At 41.5% G+C, this 22,335-nt stretch carries 22 protein-coding genes and 1 other annotated feature; of the genes, 1 reads left to right on the forward strand and 21 read right to left on the reverse strand.

The window, feature by feature from the left end; all coding sequences use genetic code 11:
• Positions 1-34: 34 nt before the first annotated feature.
• The 15 genes from ACJROX_RS19230 to ACJROX_RS19300 form a co-directional block, all read right to left on the reverse strand.
• A complete protein-coding gene (locus ACJROX_RS19230) occupies positions 35-1,174 on the reverse strand; it encodes an acyl-CoA dehydrogenase family protein (RefSeq protein ID WP_408006811.1) in 1,140 nt (379 codons plus the stop codon).
• Between the two features lie 340 nt (positions 1,175-1,514).
• Entirely contained in the window at positions 1,515-2,639 is a 1,125-nt protein-coding gene (gene rpoD, locus ACJROX_RS19235) for an RNA polymerase sigma factor RpoD (RefSeq protein ID WP_221565630.1), read from the reverse strand.
• A gap of 22 nt (positions 2,640-2,661) precedes the next feature.
• Complete coding sequence (dnaG, locus tag ACJROX_RS19240) at positions 2,662-4,485, reverse strand: DNA primase (RefSeq protein WP_408006813.1); 1,824 nt, start codon at positions 4,483-4,485, stop codon at positions 2,662-2,664.
• 64 nt (positions 4,486-4,549) lie between these two features.
• Positions 4,550-5,005, reverse strand: a complete 456-nt coding sequence (locus tag ACJROX_RS19245; RefSeq protein WP_408006814.1) for a DUF188 domain-containing protein — start codon at positions 5,003-5,005, stop codon at positions 4,550-4,552.
• 425 nt (positions 5,006-5,430) lie between these two features.
• Positions 5,431-6,252, reverse strand: coding sequence for a pyruvate, water dikinase regulatory protein (locus tag ACJROX_RS19250; protein WP_408006816.1), 822 nt, complete (start codon positions 6,250-6,252; stop codon positions 5,431-5,433).
• A 32-nt stretch (positions 6,253-6,284) separates the two neighbouring features.
• Positions 6,285-6,932 carry a helix-turn-helix transcriptional regulator gene (locus ACJROX_RS19255; RefSeq protein ID WP_408006817.1) on the reverse strand — a complete coding sequence of 216 codons (648 nt, stop codon included), beginning with the start codon at positions 6,930-6,932 and terminating at the stop codon, positions 6,285-6,287.
• Positions 6,933-7,140: 208 nt separating this feature from the next.
• The gene (gene glyS, locus ACJROX_RS19260; RefSeq protein ID WP_408006818.1) at positions 7,141-9,222 is read right to left on the reverse strand and encodes a glycine--tRNA ligase subunit beta; all 2,082 of its coding nucleotides are present in this window, start codon (positions 9,220-9,222) and stop codon (positions 7,141-7,143) included.
• Positions 9,215-10,099 (reverse strand): glycine--tRNA ligase subunit alpha, encoded by an 885-nt coding sequence (gene glyQ, locus ACJROX_RS19265; RefSeq protein ID WP_408006819.1) that lies wholly within the window; start codon positions 10,097-10,099, stop codon positions 9,215-9,217. Before glyQ ends, glyS begins: the two co-directional genes overlap by 8 nt.
• 98 nt (positions 10,100-10,197) lie before the next feature.
• Positions 10,198-10,421: a binding site (T-box leader), on the reverse strand.
• Between the two features lie 49 nt (positions 10,422-10,470).
• Positions 10,471-11,214 carry a DNA repair protein RecO gene (gene recO / locus ACJROX_RS19270; protein WP_408006820.1) on the reverse strand — a complete coding sequence of 248 codons (744 nt, stop codon included), beginning with the start codon at positions 11,212-11,214 and terminating at the stop codon, positions 10,471-10,473.
• A gap of 32 nt (positions 11,215-11,246) precedes the next feature.
• Positions 11,247-11,396 carry a YqzL family protein gene (locus tag ACJROX_RS19275; RefSeq protein WP_225063597.1) on the reverse strand — a complete coding sequence of 50 codons (150 nt, stop codon included), beginning with the start codon at positions 11,394-11,396 and terminating at the stop codon, positions 11,247-11,249.
• A 476-nt stretch (positions 11,397-11,872) separates the two neighbouring features.
• Entirely contained in the window at positions 11,873-12,781 is a 909-nt protein-coding gene (gene era / locus ACJROX_RS19280) for a GTPase Era (protein ID WP_408006821.1), read from the reverse strand.
• Positions 12,774-13,172: a cytidine deaminase gene (locus tag ACJROX_RS19285; RefSeq protein WP_408006822.1), complete on the reverse strand. Its 399-nt coding sequence runs from the start codon at positions 13,170-13,172 to the stop codon at positions 12,774-12,776. Before ACJROX_RS19285 ends, era begins: the two co-directional genes overlap by 8 nt.
• Before the next feature lie 11 nt (positions 13,173-13,183).
• Positions 13,184-13,546 carry a diacylglycerol kinase family protein gene (locus ACJROX_RS19290; protein WP_408006823.1) on the reverse strand — a complete coding sequence of 121 codons (363 nt, stop codon included), beginning with the start codon at positions 13,544-13,546 and terminating at the stop codon, positions 13,184-13,186.
• On the reverse strand, positions 13,543-14,013 hold the full coding sequence (gene ybeY, locus ACJROX_RS19295) for an rRNA maturation RNase YbeY (protein ID WP_408006824.1): 471 nt from the start codon (positions 14,011-14,013) through the stop codon (positions 13,543-13,545). Before ybeY ends, ACJROX_RS19290 begins: the two co-directional genes overlap by 4 nt.
• Positions 14,013-16,214: an HD family phosphohydrolase gene (locus tag ACJROX_RS19300; protein ID WP_408006825.1), complete on the reverse strand. Its 2,202-nt coding sequence runs from the start codon at positions 16,212-16,214 to the stop codon at positions 14,013-14,015. Before ACJROX_RS19300 ends, ybeY begins: the two co-directional genes overlap by 1 nt.
• A 177-nt stretch (positions 16,215-16,391) precedes the next feature.
• Here ACJROX_RS19300 and ACJROX_RS19305 point away from each other — a divergent pair, with 177 nt between their 5' ends.
• Positions 16,392-16,631, forward strand: coding sequence for a hypothetical protein (locus ACJROX_RS19305; protein ID WP_408006826.1), 240 nt, complete (start codon positions 16,392-16,394; stop codon positions 16,629-16,631).
• Here ACJROX_RS19305 and ACJROX_RS19310 read toward each other — a convergent pair.
• The 6 genes from ACJROX_RS19310 to ACJROX_RS19335 all read right to left on the reverse strand — a co-directional run bounded on the left by ACJROX_RS19310 (position 16,622) and on the right by ACJROX_RS19335 (position 22,250).
• Positions 16,622-17,587: a PhoH family protein gene (locus tag ACJROX_RS19310; RefSeq protein ID WP_408006827.1), complete on the reverse strand. Its 966-nt coding sequence runs from the start codon at positions 17,585-17,587 to the stop codon at positions 16,622-16,624. The genes ACJROX_RS19305 and ACJROX_RS19310 overlap by 10 nt on opposite strands.
• Positions 17,588-17,593: 6 nt before the next feature.
• The gene (yqfD, locus tag ACJROX_RS19315; protein ID WP_408006829.1) at positions 17,594-18,781 is read right to left on the reverse strand and encodes a sporulation protein YqfD; all 1,188 of its coding nucleotides are present in this window, start codon (positions 18,779-18,781) and stop codon (positions 17,594-17,596) included.
• A gap of 19 nt (positions 18,782-18,800) precedes the next feature.
• Positions 18,801-19,085: a sporulation protein YqfC gene (gene yqfC / locus ACJROX_RS19320; RefSeq protein WP_408006830.1), complete on the reverse strand. Its 285-nt coding sequence runs from the start codon at positions 19,083-19,085 to the stop codon at positions 18,801-18,803.
• Between the two features lie 323 nt (positions 19,086-19,408).
• On the reverse strand, positions 19,409-19,888 hold the full coding sequence (locus ACJROX_RS19325) for a hypothetical protein (protein WP_408006831.1): 480 nt from the start codon (positions 19,886-19,888) through the stop codon (positions 19,409-19,411).
• On the reverse strand, positions 19,888-20,895 hold the full coding sequence (gene floA / locus ACJROX_RS19330; RefSeq protein WP_408006832.1) for a flotillin-like protein FloA: 1,008 nt from the start codon (positions 20,893-20,895) through the stop codon (positions 19,888-19,890). Before floA ends, ACJROX_RS19325 begins: the two co-directional genes overlap by 1 nt.
• A gap of 2 nt (positions 20,896-20,897) precedes the next feature.
• Positions 20,898-22,250, reverse strand: a complete 1,353-nt coding sequence (locus ACJROX_RS19335; protein WP_408006833.1) for an NfeD family protein — start codon at positions 22,248-22,250, stop codon at positions 20,898-20,900.
• Positions 22,251-22,335: the final 85 nt, after the last annotated feature.

Consider the following 22,335-nt stretch of genomic DNA (forward strand, 5'->3'; position numbering starts at 1 on the left):
ACTTTGAGTATCCCCCTTATTTGTAAATCAGCTGTTAACAGCCCAGCTCTCGAGCTATAACCATTCGTTGAACTTCAGATGTACCTTCTCCGATTTCAAGAAGCCTTCCATCGCGATAAAATCTCTCAACATGGTAATCTTTCATATAACCATAACCACCATGGATTTGAATCGCCTGGGTACATACTTCCATACAGATTTCTGATGCGTAGAGTTTTGCCATTGAAGCTTCTTTAGCGAACTTACGCCCTTGATCTTTCAACCATGCAGCTTTATATACCATAGTCCTTGCGAGTTCAATCTTCATTGCCATATCCGCAAGCTTGAATTGGGTTGCCTGGAATTTTGATAGCGTCTTTCCAAATTGCTTTCTTTCTTGCGCATAAGCCAATGCTTTTTCGTATGCAGCCTGGGCTATTCCTACACCCATAGCGCCGATGCCGATTCTTCCGCCATCAAGCGTCATCAGGAATTGTCTGAATCCGTTCCCTCTCTTTCCAAGCATGTTCTCTTCTGGGACGCGGACATCCTCCATAATCAATTCAGTCGTATTCGAAGAATTCAATCCTAATTTTTCATAATTATCGATAACCTTGAAACCAGGTGACTCAGTATTTGCGATGAATGCAGTAATTTCCTTTTCTCCATCCTTGCGGTCCGTCAAAGCAGTCAGAGCCAGGTTTTTTGCATAGCTTGCATTTGTAATGAAGCATTTGCTGCCGTTGATGACCCACTCGCCGTCCTGTTGGACTGCGGTTGTTTCGGTTCCACCCGCATCTGAGCCAGCGTTCGGTTCAGTGAGACCAAAAGCACCCAGGGACTCCCCAGTACATATCGGTGTCAGATATTTTTGTTTTTGCTCTTCAGTTCCAAACATGTTTATGGGGGCTCCACCTAGCGAAATATGCGCGGAGTATGTGATCCCGGCGGATCCGCAAGCCCTGCTCAATTCCTCTACAACAATCGCGAAGCTGACGGTGTCTGCTCCCCCTCCACCGTATTCTTCGGGAAATGGAAGACCCATCATCCCGAGATCCCCAAGCTTTTTAAAGATTTCAACTGGGAATTTCTTATCTTTGTCCCGTTGCTCTGCTCCTGGGGCTACTTCCTCTTCAGCAAATTCCCTGATCATTTTGTAAATCATTTTCTGTTCATCTGTTAAATCGAAGTTCATATACTCCACTCCTGACTGTTCTTTTGTAATCCCTTTGTATACGCTTACATCAATTATACGTATAAATACAGCAATTTTTCAACAGTTAAAAAAAGTCCGAAAATATTGAGAACAGAAAATTGAATACCAAAAATTTCCGAACAAAGTTTGCAAATAACGATGAAAATAAGTAAAATAAAGGACAAAGATGAGTGATTTTTTCTAATAGATGGGAATCGAGGATTGATTGCCTTCTACGAAATCCACTCCCTTTCCGCGGGAGTGTCGCTGATTTCGTTTTAAGCAAAACAATAAAAAACGAACCATCTCATTTTCAGAGATGATTCGTGTTAAAGGAATCCTATTCTAAAAAGTCTTTCAGACGTTTGCTTCTGCTAGGGTGACGAAGCTTACGCAATGCTTTCGCTTCAATTTGACGGATACGCTCGCGTGTAACACCGAATACCTTACCTACCTCTTCGAGTGTTCTCGTACGGCCATCGTCTAGTCCGAAGCGGAGACGTAGGACGTTTTCTTCACGATCTGTCAAGGTATCTAGTACGTCCTCTAATTGTTCTTTCAATAGCTCGTAAGCAGCTGCATCGGAAGGAGCAAGTGCGTCTTGGTCTTCGATGAAGTCACCTAGGTGGGAATCATCTTCTTCACCAATCGGAGTTTCAAGCGAGACAGGTTCCTGGGCGATCTTCAGGATTTCTCTTACTTTATCAGGTGTAAGCTCCATTTCTTTCCCTATTTCTTCAGGTGTCGGTTCACGTCCGATATCTTGTAAAAGTTGACGCTGTACTCTGATCAGTTTGTTGATCGTTTCAACCATATGGACAGGGATACGGATTGTGCGTGCCTGGTCTGCAATAGCACGTGTAATCGCTTGACGAATCCACCATGTTGCATAAGTGCTGAACTTATACCCTTTACGATAGTCGAACTTTTCAACAGCTTTTATCAGACCCATGTTCCCTTCCTGGATCAAATCCAAGAACAACATTCCTCGGCCGACATAGCGCTTCGCAATGCTTACTACGAGACGAAGGTTCGCTTCAGCTAATCGACGTTTTGCTTCTTCATCGCCTTGTTCAATTCTTTGAGCAAGACTGATTTCATCATCGGCAGATAATAAATCCACACGACCGATTTCTTTCAAATACATCCTGACTGGGTCATTGATTTTTACTCCAGGAGGTACACTTAAATCGTTCAAGTCGAACTCGTCATCCCCGCTTTTCACTACCTCTTGAATATTTGGGTCATCTCCATCCTCTTCATCCACTATTTCAATACCTTGATCACCCAAATACTCATAGAAGACATCCATTTGCTCCGAGTCTTGTTCAAATGGGGCAAGTTTATTGGTTACTTCATTATAAGTGAGGACGCCTCTTTTCTTACCGAGTTCAACTAATTGTTCCTTTACTTGATCGATGGTTAATTCACCTTCCGCTTCTTGGCGATTAGGTTTCTCAGCCATACGATCCCCTCCTTCCATACTTCTAACTTCTGTTGCTGACTTTCAGAGCTTTCTTTAGCTCGACGATTTCCATCGCGATTTGTGCAGCTTCAACCATTTTTTGTTCACGTTCTGCACGTTTTTTGTCTTTCTCTTTCTCTTGTATCTGAATTAATTTAGGATATTTTTTTATTTGATTGACATAATCATATAATTCCTGATCCGATATATCCTCATTAATTGTAAGCATCGCTAATTCAGTAACGACTTGCTTCAAACGCTGATCGTCCACCCTCTCTAAGAATAAGCTGATGTCAGGTGTATGACCTTCTGCGTAAAAAGCATATAAGTAAGCAGCAATCGCACTATATTCCTCAATGTTGAAAGCGCCACCTAACAGTTCTTCTACCTTCTCTGCAAGGCTCACATCCTTCAGCATATGGGCTAACAATATCCTTTCTGCATTATGAAAAGCAGGTAACAGCCGTGAGGATTGCCCGATATATTTCTTACGGTTATTCTCCCTATTTCGACCATCATTATCCTTTTTCCTTTTTATACTTAAAAATGCTTGATATTGTTGCTGTTTCAGTGCGTCTAACGAGAGGTTGAATTCTTCGGCAATTTGCCTCAAATAGTGGTCTCTTTCAACAGCTTTAGAAAGTTTTGCAATTTCATGTAGTATCTCTTCGATATAGCGCATGCGTTCTCCTTCATCTTGGAGATTTTTTCCTCTTCGCATGAACTGCATCTTGAAAGCCATTACCGTCAAACTTGCCCCTATTACATCCTGTTTAAAACGATCCCCGCCGTGTTTTTGGATATAGTCATCAGGGTCTAGACCTTGAGGCATCTGGGCGATCCTCACATTGCAATTCACTTGTTCAAGAAGCTCTGTGGCACGGAATGTTGCAGTAATACCGGCATTATCTGAGTCATAACAAATGATGACCGTGGTGACATTCCTGCTTAAAAGTTTTGCTTGGTCCGGAGTCAGAGAAGTGCCGAGTGTGGCGACACTGTTCCAAATGCCGGCTTTCCATGCTGCAATCACATCTACATAACCTTCGAACAAGACCACTTTATCTTCTTTCCGCATGACAGGCCGAGCTAGATGATATCCATACAAAATCTTCCCTTTGTTAAAAATCTTCGTTTCTGGGCTGTTCAAATATTTCGGTTCTCCATCTCCAAGGATTCTGCCGCCAAATGCGATGTTTTTCCCCTGGCTATCCCAAATTGGGAACATGACACGGTCTCTGAACCGGTCGAAGAACTTCCCGTCGAATTCACGCTTTGCTACAAGCCCAGCCTCTTGCATGGCAGGAAGTGAATAGTTCCTTTTCTGCAGGAAAGTACTTACGAATTCCCACGAATCCGGCGCATAACCGATTTGGAAATGCTCGATCATTTCATCGGTAAATCCTCTGTTATACAAGTACTCTTTTGCTTTTTGCCCGTAATCGGTATTTGTTAAACAATGGTGATATAAACGAGCAAGCAATCCATGTCCTTCTTTCATGATTTCTTTTTCTTTACTAACCTGATCATTTTGATTGAAGGAAGATAACTCTGGTAATTCAATCCCTACCCGATCTGCAAGGTTCTTGATTGTTTCTATGAAAGTGAAACCCTCGACCTCCATAAGGAACGAGAAGACGTTTCCTCCTTTACCGCAACCAAAACACCGGAAAATCTGCTTTTCGCCAGAAACAGAGAATGAAGGGGTATTTTCGTTATGGAACGGGCATAGGCCAAAGTAGTTACGACCTTGCTTCTTAAGTTGAACATATTCTCCGACAACATCAATGATATCGTTGGATTTTTGAATTTGTTCGATTGTTTCTTCAGGAATCCGTGATCCCATGTTATCACCATTCTTTACTGTTCTATCCTACTTTAAAACAAGAAAATGAGAAGATGTCTTTAATTTAGTCTTGAGAAAAGATTTTTTCAAAGTTCTGACTGAACCTTCGGGCATCTTCCTCTGTAAATCGGGGCGGTCCTTTCGTCCGATGTCCTGATCGTCTCAGTTTACTTGAGTAATAGCGGGATTGTAATAATGAAGGCATTTCTTCCTCTGTAAAACGTTTCCCGCGCGGTGATATGACATTAACGCCTTTAGATACCAGAAGACTCGCAAGGCCATGGTCCTGGGTGATGACAACATTACCTTCTATTGAATGGTTGACGATGTACATATCCACAGATTCGGGTTCTGCATCAACCATGATCCAATCTGCGTTTTGATGTTGATCTGTAGCATGACTGTATGAGGCAATAAAAAAAACCTTGTACTCATAGAAATTCGAGATTTCAAGGATTGCCTTCTTTATTTGATTTGGACAAGCATCAGCATCAACCAACACATTTCGCGTTTTCTTCATGTACTTTTATTTCTACATCCTCTCAATAATTCCTGCCTGCAATCCAATGTTTTATATTTCAGAATATTGTCGAATTCTGCTTTTATAGTATAACCAAATTGTGGTTAGCCCATAACTAGAGTGTCAAATCGTACAAAATCCACACAATAGAGTATTATAACGTATTTTCCTTTTGTTGACTATCATAAAGATTTCGTTTATCTATACATTTCGACAAAAAATGCAAATATCCTTTTCATACTTGATGAAAGATTGAATACTTTCTTCGCAAAGGAGTTGCTTAAAACTGCCACTATGGTTAGGCTTCACAAGGTTTCAATCTTAATTCCGTAATAAGTTTCGTACTGGCAAACAGAAAAGAAGGGGCTGACAGACTACTTTTTGTCAACCCCTTCAATCTATTCATTTCATACTAGGATTATTACTTAACGATACCGGTTTTTATGGATATTCAAAATGTAGTTCGCTGTTTCCTCCACCGCTTTGTTGGAAACATCTACAACTCTGCATCCAAGACGATCGACGACTTTATCAAAGTATTCCAGTTCGTCTTTTATACGGTTCATATTCGCATAGTTGGCATGGTCATCCAATCCTAGAGCTTTTAAACGTTCCCTGCGGATATCGTTCAACTTTTCAGGACTGATACGGAGACCATAACATTTGGATGTAGATACTTGGAATAATTCTTCAGGCGGCTCCACCTCCGGGACAATCGGAACATTAGCAACCTTAAAACGTTTTAACGCTAAGTACTGTGAGAGAGGAGTCTTGGAGGTTCGCGATACACCGACTAACACGATGTCCGCTTTCAATATCCCTCGCGGGTCTCTTCCATCATCATATTTTACCGCGAATTCGATCGCTTCTACTTTTCTGAAGTACTCTTCATCTAGTTTATGGACAAGTCCTGGCTCATTTCGTGGACTTTTTTGAAAAACACTTGCCATTTGTGTGATCATTGGTCCGACAATATCAATTGCAGGTACACTTTCACTAGCAGCCAACTGTATCAGGTAGTTTTTGATTTCTGGCACAACCAGAGTGAAGCCGATGATTGCCTGGTTATCCTTTGCTAGAGCAACCACTTCTCTTACTGTTTGTTCATCCTCGACGTATGGGAAACGTCTGATTTCTATGCTGGTAGAATTGAACTGGCTTGCTGCAGCTTTTACAACTAATTCAGCTGTTTCACCCACTGAATCGGAAACGACATATACAATTGGTCGTTCTATTTTGTCTGACATAGGTACCTCCTTCATCGATATTGGTGTCATTATTATAGAATTGCGTCACTAGAAAAGTCTACTAGTGCTTTTGTTATATTCGTTTTCGTAATTCTTCCGATTACTTCATACGCATCTTCTCTTGATGTATCTTTTACAACAGGGACTGCGTCAATCTGCTTATCAATCAATTTCGCTGCTACCTCGATCAAGAGATCTTCTTTCGTACACATCGTAATATTCGGCATCCGGGTCATGATGATATTTACTGGAATTGAAGTAAGCTCTTGATTCCCCATACTGGCTCGCAATAGATCTTTACGGGATAAGACACCTGCTAATCTGCCCTCTTTATTGACGACAAACAATGTTCCTACATCTTCTAAAAACATTGTACATATAGCATCGTAAACAGTTGCTGATTCTTGGACAACAACTGGAAGTGATAAGTATTCCTTGACCTTGATCTGTCGGACCTTTTCAGTCAATAGCTGTGCACTTGTTTTTCCTGTATAAAAATATCCGACGCGAGGACGTGCATCCAAATAGCCTGCCATTGTCAAAATAGCTAGATCAGGGCGAAGTGTAGCTCTGGTCAGATCTAATTTATCTGCAATTTGTTCTCCCGTTATTGGACCGAAATCTTTAACGATTTCAACTATTCGTTCTTGTCTATTATTCAGTTCGATTGGTAACACCACCTTACTGCCCAGTATATGCTATACTCTTTTGGATACATTATATCCTATACAGAATTAAAATAGGAAGTATTTCTGAATAAATATAACCTAAATCCATCAATAGTAAAGCATATTGACATTAACCCATCCTTTTCAATTGAATGCAAGCTTTCAGGAACGGGAAAAAGAAGACCAGAAATTCGTACGGTCTTCTTTTTTCCGTTAAGACTTAAACCACTAACTGATTGAAATCCGCGAATGAGTAGATCACTTTTGATAAGTTCTTCATCTGAGCTTTGCGATTTTCCCTGATACCCTCGTCCTCGGCATTGACCATCGTATTATCGAAGTAACGATCGATCACACCAGGCAGTTCCATCAATTTAGCATAAAACACTGTTACGTCCTCAGGTTGTTGAATGTCAGCACTTTGTTTTTTACAACTTAAGTAAAGTTCATATAACGCTTTCTCTTCATCATTCTCAAATAATTCCGGATTTATTTCGCGCAATGATTCATCCAGATTTTTAGAAATATTGAGGACACGCGTCAATGAAACATTCGCATCCTTGAAGGATTGGTGTTTCAGATTTTCAGCAATCAATTCTGCCCTTTTGAGCAGAAGGTCTACACGTCCCAATTCCCCTGTCAACACAGCGTCAATGATATCATAACGGATACCTTGATCTTGCAGGATCGTTTTCAAACGGATATTGAAAAATTCAATCAGTTGATTGAAGACTTCCGATCGGTCATTCTTTAATAATCGGTTGTCTTCATAGACATCAAGAGCTGTATTCAATAATTCTTCAAGTTCAACCGGCCAACCTTTTTGAATCAAGATTTGTAAAATACCGGCTGCTTGTCTTCTTAGTGCATATGGATCCTGGGAACCTGTTGGGATGATGCCGATGCCGAAGCAACCTACAATCGTATCCAATTTATCAGAGACACTCAGTACTGAGCCGACGACCGTTCCAGGCAAAGCATCTCCAGCAAATCTAGGTTGATAATGTTCATTGACAGCTGCAGCTATGATTTCATCTTCTCCAAAAAGCTTTGCGTATTTCTCCCCCATCACACCTTGCAGTTCAGGGAACTCATACACCATTTGAGTGACAAGATCGAATTTACAGATTGAAGCAGCACGTTGGATGGAACTTTCTGAATCTGAATCTAACTGTAGTAATTCACTTGAATAGGCAGCATGGGTCTTGATACGCTCAACCTTATCAGCGATCGTGCCTAATTCTTCATGGAACACGATTGACTCAAGCTTATCCAGGTAATGCTCTATGGACTTTTTCTTGTCCTCATTGTGGAAGAATTGAGCGTCTTTCAATCGCGCCCGCAATACTTTTTCATTCCCTTTCACAACATTCGCTAGATGATTGTGATCCCCATTTCGAACTGTCACAAAATAAGGTTGCAGCTCCCCATCTTTGTTTTGCACAGGAAAATAACGCTGATGTTCTTTCATAGAAGTGATCAGTACTTCAGGCGGGAGTTCCAGGAATTCTTCATCAAATTTCCCATGTAAAGCAGTGGGATACTCTACCAGATTATTCACTTCCTCCAACAGCCCTTCATCAATCGGGATTTTCCATCCTTCTTCCTCCTGGATGTTTTCCAATTGATTTTGAATCCCTTCCTTCCGTTCTTTCGGGTCAGCAATGACAAATTGACCAAGTAAATCCGTCGGATATTGTTCAGGTGACTCGATTTCAATTTCCTCACCAAGAAAACGGTGCCCGTAAGTTTTCCGATCAGATTGGACCCCTGCGATTTCTAGTTTCGGTATTTCTGTCCCATATAAGAAGAGGATCCATTTGATCGGCCGGACGAATTTAAAGTCCCGGTCTCCCCATCTCATGTTCTTCGGAAAATGAAGGTTTTGAATCACTTTGTCCAGTTGAGGCAATAACTTCATTGTGGATACCCCAGTTGTAAACTTATTCGCAAAAACATATTCTGTATTCTTCACTTCTTTAAAGAAGAGATCTTCCGGGTTTACACCTTGACCTCTGGCAAAGCCTAATGCAGCTTTCGACCAATTCCCCACATCATCAATAGCGATTTTTTTTGCAGGTCCTCTTAGTTCTTCTTCTTGGTCCTCTTGCTTATCAGCAACTTCCGTAATTTTTACAGCTAGTCGTCTAGGTGTTGAATACGGCAATACTTCACCGAAGGGAATCCGGTTTTCCGTAAACCAGCCTGCTATTTTATCAGAAAGCTGATACATCGCATCTGTAACAAAACGTGCAGGCATTTCTTCCAGACCGATTTCCAATAAAAGATCCTGTTTACTCATCGACATTCGCCCCTTTCAACATTGGAAATCCTAATTGCTCTCTTTGCTCATAGTAAGCTTTCGCACATTTTCTAGCTAGATTTCTGACACGGCTGATATACCCTGTCCGTTCTGTTACGGATATGGAACCCTTCGCATCAAGTTGATTGAACACATGAGAACATTTCAGCACATAATCGTAACCTGGGAACACGAGCTGATCTTCAATTGCCCGTTTTGCCTCTTTTTCATAGATGTTGAATAGGTTGAACAACATATCGGTATCAGACACTTCAAATGTATATTTCGAGTGTTCATATTCAGATTGATAATAAAGATCATGATACGTTATGCCTGAGTGCCATTCCAAGTCGAATACATTCTCTTTGTCTTGTATGTAAGAAGCAAGACGTTCAATACCATAAGTGATTTCAGCAGATACAGGCTTTGCATCTAAACCGCCTACTTGTTGGAAATAAGTGAATTGGGTGATTTCCATGCCATCTAGCCATACTTCCCAACCAAGACCAGAAGCCGATAAAGTCGGCGCTTCCCAATTGTCTTCAACAAAACGAATGTCATGCTCATCCGGGTCGATACCGATTTCCTTCAAGCTTTGCAGATAAAGCTCTTGGATGTTATCCGGCGATGGCTTCATGACGACTTGGAACTGGTGATGCTGATAGAGACGGTTTGGATTTTCCCCATACCTTCCATCGACTGGTCTTCGAGACGGTTCTACATAAGCTACATTCCATGGCTCTGGTCCGATACTTCGCAGAAATGTCATCGGATTCATCGTTCCCGCACCTTTTTCTACATCGTACGCTTGCATGACAAAGCATCCTTGGTCAGCCCAATAACGCTGCAGTGTAAGAATCATATCTTGTAAATTCATAATGCACCTCCACGGTTCGAATTTTTGTTTTCTTCCTTTTTTGAGTCTGTTCATAGGTTTTCAAGCATAAAAAACTCTCGTCCCTATGTCTGACTCGACATAGGGACGAGAGTTCACCCGCGGTTCCACCCTATTTGGGATTGAGGAGGTCTGTCTCAAGAAATCATCATTGGATGAAATCAAGAGCACAAGTTTCTATCTCAATCCCCGCTTTATTGTAATGCTCCAGAGCGCCCTTCCTTACTTTTCAATCTCTAGCTCCCACCAACCTAGAGTCGCTTGAATTGAGGTTGTAAGTACTCCTCTCCATCAACGCATCGTTTTAAATTTGTTGAAAGTATCATAATCGTTTTTATCCAGTTTGTCAAATCTCATTCGAATTTCTGCAGTTGGTCAAGAAAACGTTTCGATTTTAATCGAATCCCTGTGTATTCATCGAGGTATGTAGTTAGGATTTTATTCAACGCCTGTTTCGTTTCTTCTTTTACAGAAACATTGCCTAATCTAGACAGGTCCATGTAGTAAATCAGATTCAAAAGCCTCGCCGTTTTCGGAGTTAGCCCAAGGGCCTTCGGATCAGAATATTTGCACTGAACACAGAGAAACCCTCCCTCTGCTATTGAGAAGGCAGAAATACCCTCTTTTCTTCCACAAAGGACACATCGGTCTACCTGAGGACCCACCCCTGAGAGTCGTAGCATCTTCATTTCGAATATGGCTTTCAAAATGTCAGGATCTATCCCTTCATCCAAATAAGTCAAGGATAGCTTCAAAAATTCGAATAGAGCTGGGGATGCTTGGTTATCCTCAGTCGATTTATCCAGTAGTTCCACCATATAAGCTGCATATGCCGTTTTAAAAATATCCTGCTTGATCCCTCGAAAAGTATTGATGATTTCTCCTTGGCTCAAGCTCCCTAGTCCACTTCCCTTTTGAATAAGGAAATGGCCATGAGTGAATAGCTGGGAAACAGAAGAGAGGCGACTTTTCGTTTTTTTCGCCCCTCGTGCCATAATCCCAAGTTTGCCAAAATCCTTTGTATAAACGGTTACTACTTTGTTGGATTCCCCGTAATCCGAGGTACGGATCACGATCGCTTCTGACTTGATCAACATCACGATCACCGCCTGATTTCAGTGTGATGCAATCAAAGCTCTGTTTCTAAATAATCGCCTTTCCTTTCTTCGATTTCCAATAGGTCAGATGATTGGTCATTCTCACTCTCAAGTTCTTTTAACAAGAGATACGTATCGATATTACCTGTCTCGCAAAACAATTTCCAGGTAAAGTCCCTCATGGAATGTCTCCACCTTTCGAAAGAAAATAAGCAATCCTTTTCATTAGAGTGACCTTGATTACAAATTTCATGTTATGGAATTTTTGACAATTTCACTTTAAACATCTGGCTTTTTATATTTGTTGATTTTCACGAAATGCACTCCTTTTCCGGCAGGCTAAAGAAATGCGGAAGCGACCAGCGTAGTCACATAGGTCACTGGAAGACTGACAAGGGCGCTGCCGCCGCAGGAAGTTTGAAGTGATTAAAGTGACTGGTCGCTGATCTAAACACCACTTCTCGGAACCCATTTTTTTACATTCATAGCGTAATTTGACAAGCCTCCTCGCTGTAGGGTCTTGCCTGGCTCCTTTTCCCGCTGGAGTGTCGCAAATTTTGCTTAAGGCAAAATTTTCTATAAGAAATCAACATTAAAATTTATCAAAGCCAAACATTTAAAAAATCCTAAGGAAAAAAGCTTGAGGAACAAGTCAAATTCAATATGTGTCCTCACTGAATCCAAAATCCCTCAGATTGAACGGACGATTCCGCCAATCTTTCTGAACTTTAACCCACAGTTCAAGGTAGACTTTTGACCCTAACAGATGCTCGATATCCTGACGTGCCAGAGAGCCGATCTTCTTCAGCATTCCACCTTGTTTTCCAATTAGAATCCCTTTTTGTGAAGACCGCTCTACGACAATCGTCGCGGTTATATCTACCATGTTTCCGTTCTCTCGACGTTTCATCTCATCAATGACAACCGCAACGGAATGCGGTACTTCTTCGTGTGTCAGGTGCAGAACTTTTTCTCTGATCAACTCTGCCGCTACAAATCGTTCAGGATGGTCTGTCACTTGATCTTCAGGATAATACTGCGGTCCTTCTTCCAAGTAATTTGTGAGCTGTTCCATCAAAGTTGTAACATTGTTGCCGTTAAGAGCTGAAATAGGCACGATTTCTGCAAAATCCAGTTTTTCACGATATTGTTCAATGATCGGCAGCAAATCGTCTGGATGTACTCTGTCTATCTTATTGATAACCAAAAATATAGGCCTGTTCACATTTTTAAGACGGTTCAGGATAAACTGGTCCCCTCGTCCATATCCTTCTTCCGCATTGATCAAAAATAGGATGATATCGACTTCATTCAATGTTTCTTGAGCAATCTTTGTCATGAAGTCCCCAAGTTTATGCTTCGGTTTATGGATTCCGGGTGTATCAATGAACACAATCTGTTCCTGTTCCGTAGTGTAAACGCCATGAATCTTATTGCGTGTCGTCTGCGGTTTATCACTCATGATGGCGATCTTCTGTCCAAGTACATGGTTTAACAACGTTGATTTCCCGACATTCGGACGTCCAATGATTGAAACGAAGCCTGATTTGAATCCTTCTCTACTCATTTAAATCCTCCGGTGAAAATGCTCCTGGCAGCAATTCACTTACTTTCAGTTCCTGCAGGTCACCATTCAAGTTAGTCAAATAAACTGGCATAGTCGGCTTACATAATTCTGATATAACTTGTCTGCATGCACCGCAAGGCGGAACGGGACGCTTCGTATCCGCAACGACTGCCAAAGCACTGAATGCCTTGTCCCCTTCTGAGTATGCTTTGAACAAGGCTGTCCGCTCTGCACAATTACATAGACTGTAGGCAGCGTTTTCAATATTTGCTCCACGATAAACTTTTCCATCTTCTGTAAGTAATGCGGCTCCTACCTGGAATTTAGAGTAGGGTGTATATGCAAACTTCCTTGCTTCAATTGCTTCTTGTATCAGTTCTTCTTTATTCAAATCTTTCACCTCTATAAAACGATTTCAATTATTGGTACAGCAAATAGAAGGAATCCTATTATAACAGCAATAATACTGAAAATAAAGACGGAACCTGCAGCTAAGTCTTTTGCTTTTTTCGCAATCGGGTGATATTCCTCAGTAATCAGATCCACGACTCGCTCAATGGCAGAATTCATCAATTCAAGGCCAAGTACAATCCCGATGGTAAGCAAAAGGACCAACCACTTTACGGTTGAAAAACCAAGCAGCAGAGCCATGATAACCGTAAAAACCGCAAAAATACAATGGATGCGAAAATTTCGTTCCATTCGCCAGCCTTCAATCAAGCCCTCAAACGCATAGCGAAAACTTTTCGCAATATCCCTGATCATGACCGTTTCAATCCGAAAGAGTTCAAGATGGAATCCTGTCTTGTGAACATTTTTTTCTCGTCCTCATCGTTCATATGATCATATCCTAACAAATGCAGAAATCCATGAACTGCAAGAAAACCAACTTCACGCATGAAAGTGTGGCCATATTCATCAGCCTGCTCTTTTGCCTTTTCAACTGAGATGATGATATCACCAAGCAATACCGGAGTATCGTCATCGATGATTTCCATTTCTCCCTCTACCTCATCTTCAAGAGCAAATGAGATGACATCAGTAGCACGGTCTATCCCTCTAAATTCGGAGTTGATCTCTTGGATACGCTCATTCGTCACAAATGTCACAGATAACTCTGATTCTTGGGTGATTGTCTCTTCTTTAGCAGCATACTGCAGTAAATTTTCAATTTCATTTAATATTGCTACATCCAATTGTTCAGTTTCATCATATAAATCAATGGTTAGCATTATGCTTGACTCACTTTCTTTTTATGAATTTCCTCAGGATATTCAATACGGGAATGGAACATCCCATTCAACGTCTGACAGATACTGACTGTGACGGTTTCGAGTTCCTTCAAGGTAATCGAACATTCATTGAACTGTCCATCCTCCAAACGGTCAGCTACTATTTTCCGTACTAATGATTCTATCTTAGTCGGGGTTGGCTTTGCAATGGATCGGACAGCAGCCTCTACGGAATCTGATATGCTGATGATGGCTATTTCTTTCGTTTGTGGCTTGGGTCCAGGATAACGGAAGTCCGATTCCTCGATTTGTTTATCCGATTGCTGCATCGCTTTATGATAAAAGTATTTCAATAATGTAGTTCCATGGTGCTGTTCTGCTATATCGATGATTTCAGTTGGCAGATTATATTCCGCTAGCATTTCTGCTCCGTCATAAGGATGGGCGATGATGATCGTTTTACTTAGCTGCGGCGAAATTTTATCATGTGGATTCTCGATATTCATTTGATTCTCAATGAAAAAGTGAGGCCGTTTAGTCTTCCCGAGATCATGGTAGTAAGAACCGACCCTTGCCAGCAGACCATTTGCACCGATCGATTCACAAGCCGCCTCTGCCAGGTTCGCCACCACCACACTATGATGGTAAGTTCCCGGTGTCTCCATCAGCAATTTCCTCAGTAATGGATGGTTGGGACTCGAAAGCTCGACGAGCTTCATCGAGGTCAAAATTCCGAATCCAGCTTCAAAGAATGGCAAAAGCCCAAGTGTCAATACAGCAGATAGAAAGCCAGAGAAAAGTGCATATCCAACCTGCCAAGAAAGACTGAGCAGTTCAAATTGTCCGTTCGTTAGCGATAAAATAAGCAAGACGACGATCGAATTGATTAGAGAAACGAAAAAGCCGGTTTTCAAAATCTTTGATTTTACATTTCTTTTGCCGAGGAAAAGAACACCTGCAAGTGAACTGGTAAGGACATAGATCCCTATGGCAAAATTGAATGGACTTGTTGCGTTCTCGTTAAAGATTAAACTTCCACAAATCGCAAAAACGATACTTGAAATGATCGCAGTCTGTTCGTCAATCAACATCTTGATCATCATTGTTCCAAGTGCAACTGGTACGATGAAAGCTACACTAGGATAATAGATGCTGAGCAAACTCGTTATTTTCATAAGAATAAGGGTGATTGAAAACATCAAGATATAAATGATCAAATTGATGTTTTCTTTTTTCTTTTCTCCAATCAAGTCACGTAGGAAATAAATCAAAAACGCTGTGATCAATAGGACTAATATACCGAGGCCGATATATGGATAAGGAGAAAAGCTTTCTTTCAACAAACCGACAAGCTCAAGTTTATAGAGAGCGTCACTGGTGATCTGACTTCCTTTTTCAACGATGATTTCCCCTTCACGGATCCAAACAGGGTCAGTATTCGCTACCGCCTCTTCACGCAACTTCTTAGTCGTTTCGGCATCAAAAGTATAATTGGATGTAATCGCGCTACCAGTTATATCGGCTAAAGCTGGTTTTACACTATCAGAAATAAAAGCATTTTCAATGAATGGTGCCACTTCTTTCTTCTTTCCGTTGATTTGTTCGACCGTGATTTTATCATTCATGACTGTTTTTATCGTAGAACTTGCGACGTCTTTAGCCATTGAAATATCAGCTTTTGATGCATTTAAAAATGTAATGAGTGAATCATCATTGATGCCTTTTGAGATGAATTCTGGCAATCCGTTACGAAGTTCTGCAATTTGTTGTTTAGTGGTGGTGATTGATTTATCGTCCGTTTCCGGTGTGTCTTCTTCCTTTTTTGGATCTCTCTCGGTTTTCGTTTCACTTTCTTCTGATTTTTCGCTCTGCAGCTCCAGAATTTGATTAAACAATTTTTCAATATAGACCACTTGATCTAACACGACATTTTCTTTTTCAACATATTCATCAGGAACCGAGGCAGCGGCTTGTGCTTCCTTGGCATTGGTTTCTCTTGGATTGACAACACGATACGGAGATTGAATATCATCTTCAGCGATCGAATTTAAACTGACGTCCAGCTTTTCTGGGATTACGTTACTTATCATCGTAACCACCATGACGAAAGCCAGCGATATGTAAAGGAGGAATCGACTGATTTTACTGTTCTCTATTTGATTCCATTTTGTTTTCAGTTCATTGATTACCTTGGGAGACATTCAATCTCACTCCTTTTATGCGATGGCAAGTACCGAAGTATTGTGATTTCATTCTATCACGTATTTCAAGCAATAGGGAAAGCCTCAAGAAAATTTTGTAAAAGAAAGCATACTTCTAATACCTCTTGGAAAGGAGAAAAGTTTCAATATTTAGGAAGGCACTGTTAAAGTTCATTGTTGATATATGCAAAATTCACTCCCTTTTCATGGGCGATCCGCAAGGGTCTTGCGCTCGCTTTTCCGCTTTCCCCCAGGAGTGTCGCGAATTTCGCTTTAGAAAATTTCCTGAAAAAATCAACATTACTATTTAACAAAGCCAAAAAGAAAAAGACCATCCGACACAACCTGTCAGGCGACTCTTCCCAAGTTTTCAAAAGAGATGGCCTGACAGAAGCAGGATTGGTCTATCAATCGTGATCTTCGACTTCATATGCATTTATGATTTTTTGGACAAGAGGATGTCGAACTACATCGGATTGTTGCATATGCATAATCCGTATACCTTGAATGTCTTTAAAGATTTTTTGTGCTTTTCGCAGTCCTGATTCTTTTCCGCGTGGCAAATCGATTTGGGTAATGTCTCCTGTTATGATCATCTTAGACCCAAAGCCCAGCCTCGTCAAAAACATTTTCATCTGTTCCGGAGTCGTGTTCTGAGCCTCATCCAGGATAACGAAGGCCTCGTCTAATGTGCGCCCTCGCATATACGCTAAGGGAGCTATTTCGATCGTTCCACGCTCAATAAGCCTTTCGGTATGCTCTACTCCGAAAAGGTCATGGAGAGCATCATAAAGCGGTCTCAAATATGGATCCACTTTTTCCTTCAAGTCCCCAGGAAGGAAACCTAAGCTCTCCCCGGCTTCAACTGCAGGTCGTGTTAGAATGATCCGCTTCACTTTGCCTTCTTTTAATGCTTTGACGGCCATGACGACAGCTAAAAATGTCTTACCGGTTCCTGCTGGGCCGATACCAAAGACTAGATCATTCTTTTTGATTGCATTGATATAATGCCTTTGACCGAGAGTTTTAGAACGAATTGGTCGCCCTTTGATATTTGTCGTGATCTCCTCATCAAACAATTGATCCAACTCTTCAAGAATACCCTCATGTGAAAGCTGTACTGCGTATATAACATCTCGGTCTGTGATATTGACACCTTTACGAATCAATGAAAGCAACGCGTTCAACACATCTTCTACAAGCTGTGCCGTTTCTTCCTCACCAGTAACCGCGACTCCTCCGCCACGTGTAACAATATCAACATCCAACGTTTGCTCAAGGGTTTTCAAATGGGAATCATTCGGACCAAAAAGAGCAATGCCTTCAGACGGATTTTCTATTTGTAAATTCTTTAAATTCAAGCGTTCTGACAATATGGCTCAATCTCCTCCAATTATTGGTTGTTCCTTCACGATGTTCTCAATAACTTTATAGTACATCGATACTTTTACTTTACCATTGTCCAATGTATGGTGCAAAATTTTTCCGCTTTTAATTTTTGCTTCATCATCAAGCTTGCTTTTCAGATCTTTATCAGCCATTTCCTTGGCTTTTTCAATCGCTTCTTTCTCCGTATATTTACGCAGGACACGTTCTGATTCCTGTACATCTTTTTTTAAATAAGAGATCGGTAATTCCCAGATGAACATTCTGAATGACTTGTCTTCCTCTAAAACTTGATAATTTTCATAAGGGACTTCACCAAATCCCCAAATCGGAATGTTTTTACCAAAAACGGTCAAGTAATGTTTGTGCATATTGTTCCCTGTATACGTTTCAAAGCTCGACTCCAACGGCAGTGTCACATCTCCACGATACCACACTTCACCGAACACTTTTCCTTTCGCAGCAACTGTGCGAGTGTTTTTATCTTTTCCAATATATCCTGAAACTAATAATTCTCCCTTTTGGACCATTTGATTCCTTTCAACTTTCGGCTGACCTTGTTCAATGAACATATCGGTGACGAACGCTTTCTTTTTTGCAATTAAATTTTGAGGTCCAGTCACTTTTACTTCTTCAGGTAATTCTTTCTGTACAACCTTGAATTTGAAGGTCGTCCCATCTAATGTGACACCTACCCAGGTGACCTCGTCCATTTTTTCTGTAACAAAATATTGAACCTCGCGAGGATCCGGTAATCGGAATAAAAGCTTTCCTCTTTTGATTCCAAGCTCATCAACCACTTTTCGAAGATGATGCTCTGTTTGCGGGTCAGCACCACTAACTTCGATCTTCCAAACCATATTGGAAAGGAGAAATACAATCACGAAAAAAGACAGCATTCCGATTATGAAACCGCCTCTGGAAATCATCCTCCTTATTATGAAAGGAGCACCGCTTTTCCGAACGACTCTGAATCTGCATCCCGTTTCCCTTAGAGCTTTTTTTATATGAAGAGCATCTTCTGTGAACATATGAAGCTCCAACTCTGATTCCTTCATACGCTTTATATCCCATAAATGAATATTGTGATTCAGGCAGTAGTTGAGGAAGGTTTCTGCATGCTCGCCTTCAACTCGTACAATGACAGTTCCTTTTAGGTATTTTGTCCAAAATTTTTTCATGGTCCTCCCCCTATTGGTTTTAAGAAATATTTATGTAACGCACGTCGATGATTTTACCTTCTACTAAAATTTCTTCTGGGAGAATCGTCTTCAAAACAAAGTCCTTCCCTGTTATCAATAATTCGCCCTGCTGTAAGTTTAATCTGAGTTCTTCATTGGTGAATTTCTTTACTCCTTTATGGTTCTCGATATATATGTGCAAGTGCCCGATCATCGTAATCCTGGGCAGGTCCATGACGACATCAGCTGGCAGTTCTAATGATCGGGTCATCCATTTTTTCACTTTCTGTTTCAAACGCGCCATAAACGAACCCCCTCTCATCTCATTTTTATGAATGAAGAGTCTAAACTATCACTGTGGATCCATACTTCCATCATTATATTTTTCATATTAGGATTCATGCTGGAAATATAGCGGTGAAAGTAATCAGCTCTTGAAGATATCGTTTGAACTTTGAAAGGTGCCAGAGGGAAAGTCAATTAATAATAGCCAGCTTATTTACATAATTAATCAAATACGATAATGAAACCAGAGTACGGTACGTGAAATTATATAGTGGGTTTCATTTAAAGACTTTTTTGTGCATAAAAAAAGCCATGTGCGTACTATGCACATGACTTTTAAGATTATCTTCGTTTTAATCGAGCCGTTGAATGTGGTTTTCTTGAGCGGGGAGGGCCGAGGATTTCTGCCCAGATGACACCCTGAGCTACATTGTCCGGGTTCGGCAACAGTTCACTTTGTGCAGGTCTCGGTCCTGGCTTCGTTTTTGGTCTAGGCATTATCGGCTCTCTCGGTACATATTCTCTAGATGGCTGTTCTTGGATTGTATTCTCCAAATCTTCCCGCTTTTTCTTATACATTTCTTGTAAGTCTGTCGTCAGCTTTTCTCTGCGTTCCTTCCACTGTCTCTCTGTTCGAGTCCTTTCCTCTGAAGGAGTAGTTCTCGTTTCCGCAGGACGCGGTTGCTGAGGTCTACGTCCAGATCTCTGTTGCTGTTCATTTTGCTTATCGATCTGACGCTTGAAGAAGCTGTAAATTCCACCAATGACCAATATCACAAAAAAGAGGTTTGACATCAGCAGTTCGATGATCGCTTCAAGCACTATCTAGTGCCTCCTCTAGGATTTTCGTCTTCATCTTTAGGATCTGTAGCCTTACCGATTGAGCCTCTCATATCGGTATCGGCTTTCACGTTGTTGTAGTTCATGTAATCCATTACTCCGATGTTTCCTGAACGTAATGCTTCAGCCATCGCCATAGGTACTTCAGCTTCAGCTTCCACAACTTTCGCACGCATTTCCTCAACACGCGCTTTCATCTCTTGTTCTTGTGCTACAGCCATTGCGCGGCGTTCTTCAGCCTTCGCTTGAGCGATATTCTTATCTGCTTCAGCTTGTTCGGTCTGTAGTTCCGCACCGATGTTCTTCCCGATATCCACGTCTGCGATATCAATCGAGAGGATTTCAAAAGCCGTCCCTGCGTCAAGACCTTTTGTAAGTACAGTTTGTGAAATCAAATCTGGATTTTCTAAGACTTTCTTATGGTTATCAGAGGAACCGATTGTCGATACGATCCCTTCACCTACACGCGCGATGACAGTATCTTCTCCAGCACCCCCGACGAGACGCTCGATGTTTGCACGTACCGTGATCCTAGCTTTCGCCTTCACTTCAATCCCATCCATCGCCACACCAGCGATGAACGGTGTTTCGATGACTTTCGGGTTGACACTCATTTGCACTGCTTCGAGTACGTCACGCCCAGCAAGGTCGATCGCTGCACAACGCTCAAAGCTCAATTCGATGTTCGCTCTGTGTGCTGCGATCAATGCATTGACGACACGATCCACATTACCACCAGCTAAGTAATGGCTCTCTAATTGGTTCGTACTAAGTTCAAGACCAGCTTTTACCGCCTTTATCAACGGATTGATGACTCGTGAAGGAATGACTCGTCTCAAGCGCATTCCGATAAGCGTGAAAATACTGACCCTTACACCTGCAGCTAGTGCGGAAATCCATAGTGCTACAGGAACAAACGTAAACAATACGGCGAGGGCGATGACAACTGCCCCGATTAAAATGACCATGGTTAATATGTTTGCATCCATTGTTAATTACCCCCTTGATTTTCTACTTCTTTTATTTCTCGAACAATGATCCGAGAACCTTCCGTTTTGATGATTTTAATTGGACGATTTATGGCGATGTAACTTCCTTCGGTCACGACATCAAAGCGATCGTCTCCGATCAATGCAGTACCGGATGGTCGCAATGGTGTCAGTGTCGTACCTGTCAGACCGATCAACTCGCTTCTCGTAACACTGGAAATGTAGCCTCTGTCATTCGAAGTTGAGTCAAAAAGTATGATTTTCTTTAATGGCCCATTGTATCCAAAATATTTTAAGAAAAGGATAGAGACAATGACTGTCGCTACAAGAGCGATCAGAATCGACAGCAGTATATTTCCTAGAGATCCTCCGGCAAGCACAATACCTACTAAAACGGCGATGATACCACCAATCCCGAGGATCCCTCCCGGCACGAACACTTCAGCAATAATCAGACCGATACCTACAACAAAGAGGATGAGAGACTCCAAACCAGCAAGTCCTGCTATCATATGTCCAAAGAAAAACAATAATAAAGCCCCGAGTCCTAACGTACCTGGAATTCCAAAGCCTGGTGAGTAGAGTTCCAGCACAAGACCGATGCTTCCGATCGAAAGTAAGATCGGAACAACGACCGGGTGCGTCACATAACGAGCGATCGTTTCAGCAAAGGAGACCTCAATTTCTCTTATTTCAGCATCAGGTATTTCAAGAAAGCTAAGAAGTTCGTTACGATTGTTGACAATCGCTTCAGCATAACCTACCTCTTTTGCTTGTGTCGCATTAAGCGTGAGGAATTCACCTTTTTCTACTCCTAATTCCTTTATCTCTACATCTGAATCCGCCATTGCTCTTGCATAGATTGGATCACGGTCGTTCAATTCTGCGGAAGCTTCCATGGTTGCTATCCAAGCCGACTCTGCTTTTTTTCCTGCCGCATTCCCCTGAGAATCGATTACACCAGCCGCCCCCATGGTAGTCGACGGCTTCATCACGATTTGATCGGCGTTCAAAGCGATATATGCCCCAGCAGATAAAGCATGTTTTGTGACATATGCAATGATCGGTACCTCCGATTCCCTCATGATCTTGGCGATGTTTCCAGCAGCATCTACAAGTCCGCCTGGTGTATCCAATTCAAGAACCAGATATTCAGCATTGTTTTCTTCAGCAGTTCTGATGGAACGTTTCAAGAAAGATTCTAAACCCCGTTCCACGGCATCCTGAACTGGTGCGACATAAACGACCGGTTTACCGTCTTCAGCTTGGGAAGGATTTATTTGCACGATAAGCATCGGCAATAAAATCAACATAAGATACAAAGAGATTTTTATATTTCTTTTCATCAGTTTCATATAGCCCACCCCCTTTATTCTCTACACTTTCTTACGTTTAATGATACAGTTAGGTTTCACATTTATGAAGTGAAATATTTTCTGA

It is taken from the genome of Pseudalkalibacillus sp. A8, from assembly GCF_045920555.1.
In the GTDB taxonomy this organism is placed as follows: Bacteria; Bacillota; Bacilli; order Bacillales; family Fictibacillaceae; genus Pseudalkalibacillus.

Excerpts from the sequence above, each read along its gene's own strand:
- ACJROX_RS19230 (WP_408006811.1), bottom strand. The coding sequence starts at position 1,174 with ATGAACTTCGATTTAACAGATGAACAGAAAATGATTTACAAAATGATC.
- rpoD (WP_221565630.1), bottom strand. The coding sequence starts at position 2,639 with ATGGCTGAGAAACCTAATCGCCAAGAAGCGGAAGGTGAATTAACCATC.
- dnaG (WP_408006813.1), bottom strand. The coding sequence starts at position 4,485 with ATGGGATCACGGATTCCTGAAGAAACAATCGAACAAATTCAAAAATCC.
- ACJROX_RS19245 (WP_408006814.1), bottom strand. The coding sequence starts at position 5,005 with ATGAAGAAAACGCGAAATGTGTTGGTTGATGCTGATGCTTGTCCAAAT.
- ACJROX_RS19250 (WP_408006816.1), bottom strand. The coding sequence starts at position 6,252 with ATGTCAGACAAAATAGAACGACCAATTGTATATGTCGTTTCCGATTCA.
- glyS (WP_408006818.1), bottom strand. The coding sequence starts at position 9,222 with ATGAGTAAACAGGATCTTTTATTGGAAATCGGTCTGGAAGAAATGCCT.
- glyQ (WP_408006819.1), bottom strand. The coding sequence starts at position 10,099 with ATGAATTTACAAGATATGATTCTTACACTGCAGCGTTATTGGGCTGAC.
- recO (WP_408006820.1), bottom strand. The coding sequence starts at position 11,214 with ATGTTGATCAAGTCAGAAGCGATCGTGATCCGTACCTCGGATTACGGG.
- ACJROX_RS19275 (WP_225063597.1), bottom strand. The coding sequence starts at position 11,396 with ATGAGGGACTTTACCTGGAAATTGTTTTGCGAGACAGGTAATATCGAT.
- era (WP_408006821.1), bottom strand. The coding sequence starts at position 12,781 with ATGAGTAGAGAAGGATTCAAATCAGGCTTCGTTTCAATCATTGGACGT.
- ACJROX_RS19290 (WP_408006823.1), bottom strand. The coding sequence starts at position 13,546 with ATGATCAGGGATATTGCGAAAAGTTTTCGCTATGCGTTTGAGGGCTTG.
- ybeY (WP_408006824.1), bottom strand. The coding sequence starts at position 14,013 with ATGCTAACCATTGATTTATATGATGAAACTGAACAATTGGATGTAGCA.
- ACJROX_RS19300 (WP_408006825.1), bottom strand. The coding sequence starts at position 16,214 with ATGTCTCCCAAGGTAATCAATGAACTGAAAACAAAATGGAATCAAATA.
- yqfD (WP_408006829.1), bottom strand. The coding sequence starts at position 18,781 with ATGAAAAAATTTTGGACAAAATACCTAAAAGGAACTGTCATTGTACGA.
- yqfC (WP_408006830.1), bottom strand. The coding sequence starts at position 19,085 with ATGGCGCGTTTGAAACAGAAAGTGAAAAAATGGATGACCCGATCATTA.
- floA (WP_408006832.1), bottom strand. The coding sequence starts at position 20,895 with ATGGATGCAAACATATTAACCATGGTCATTTTAATCGGGGCAGTTGTC.
- ACJROX_RS19335 (WP_408006833.1), bottom strand. The coding sequence starts at position 22,250 with ATGAAACTGATGAAAAGAAATATAAAAATCTCTTTGTATCTTATGTTG.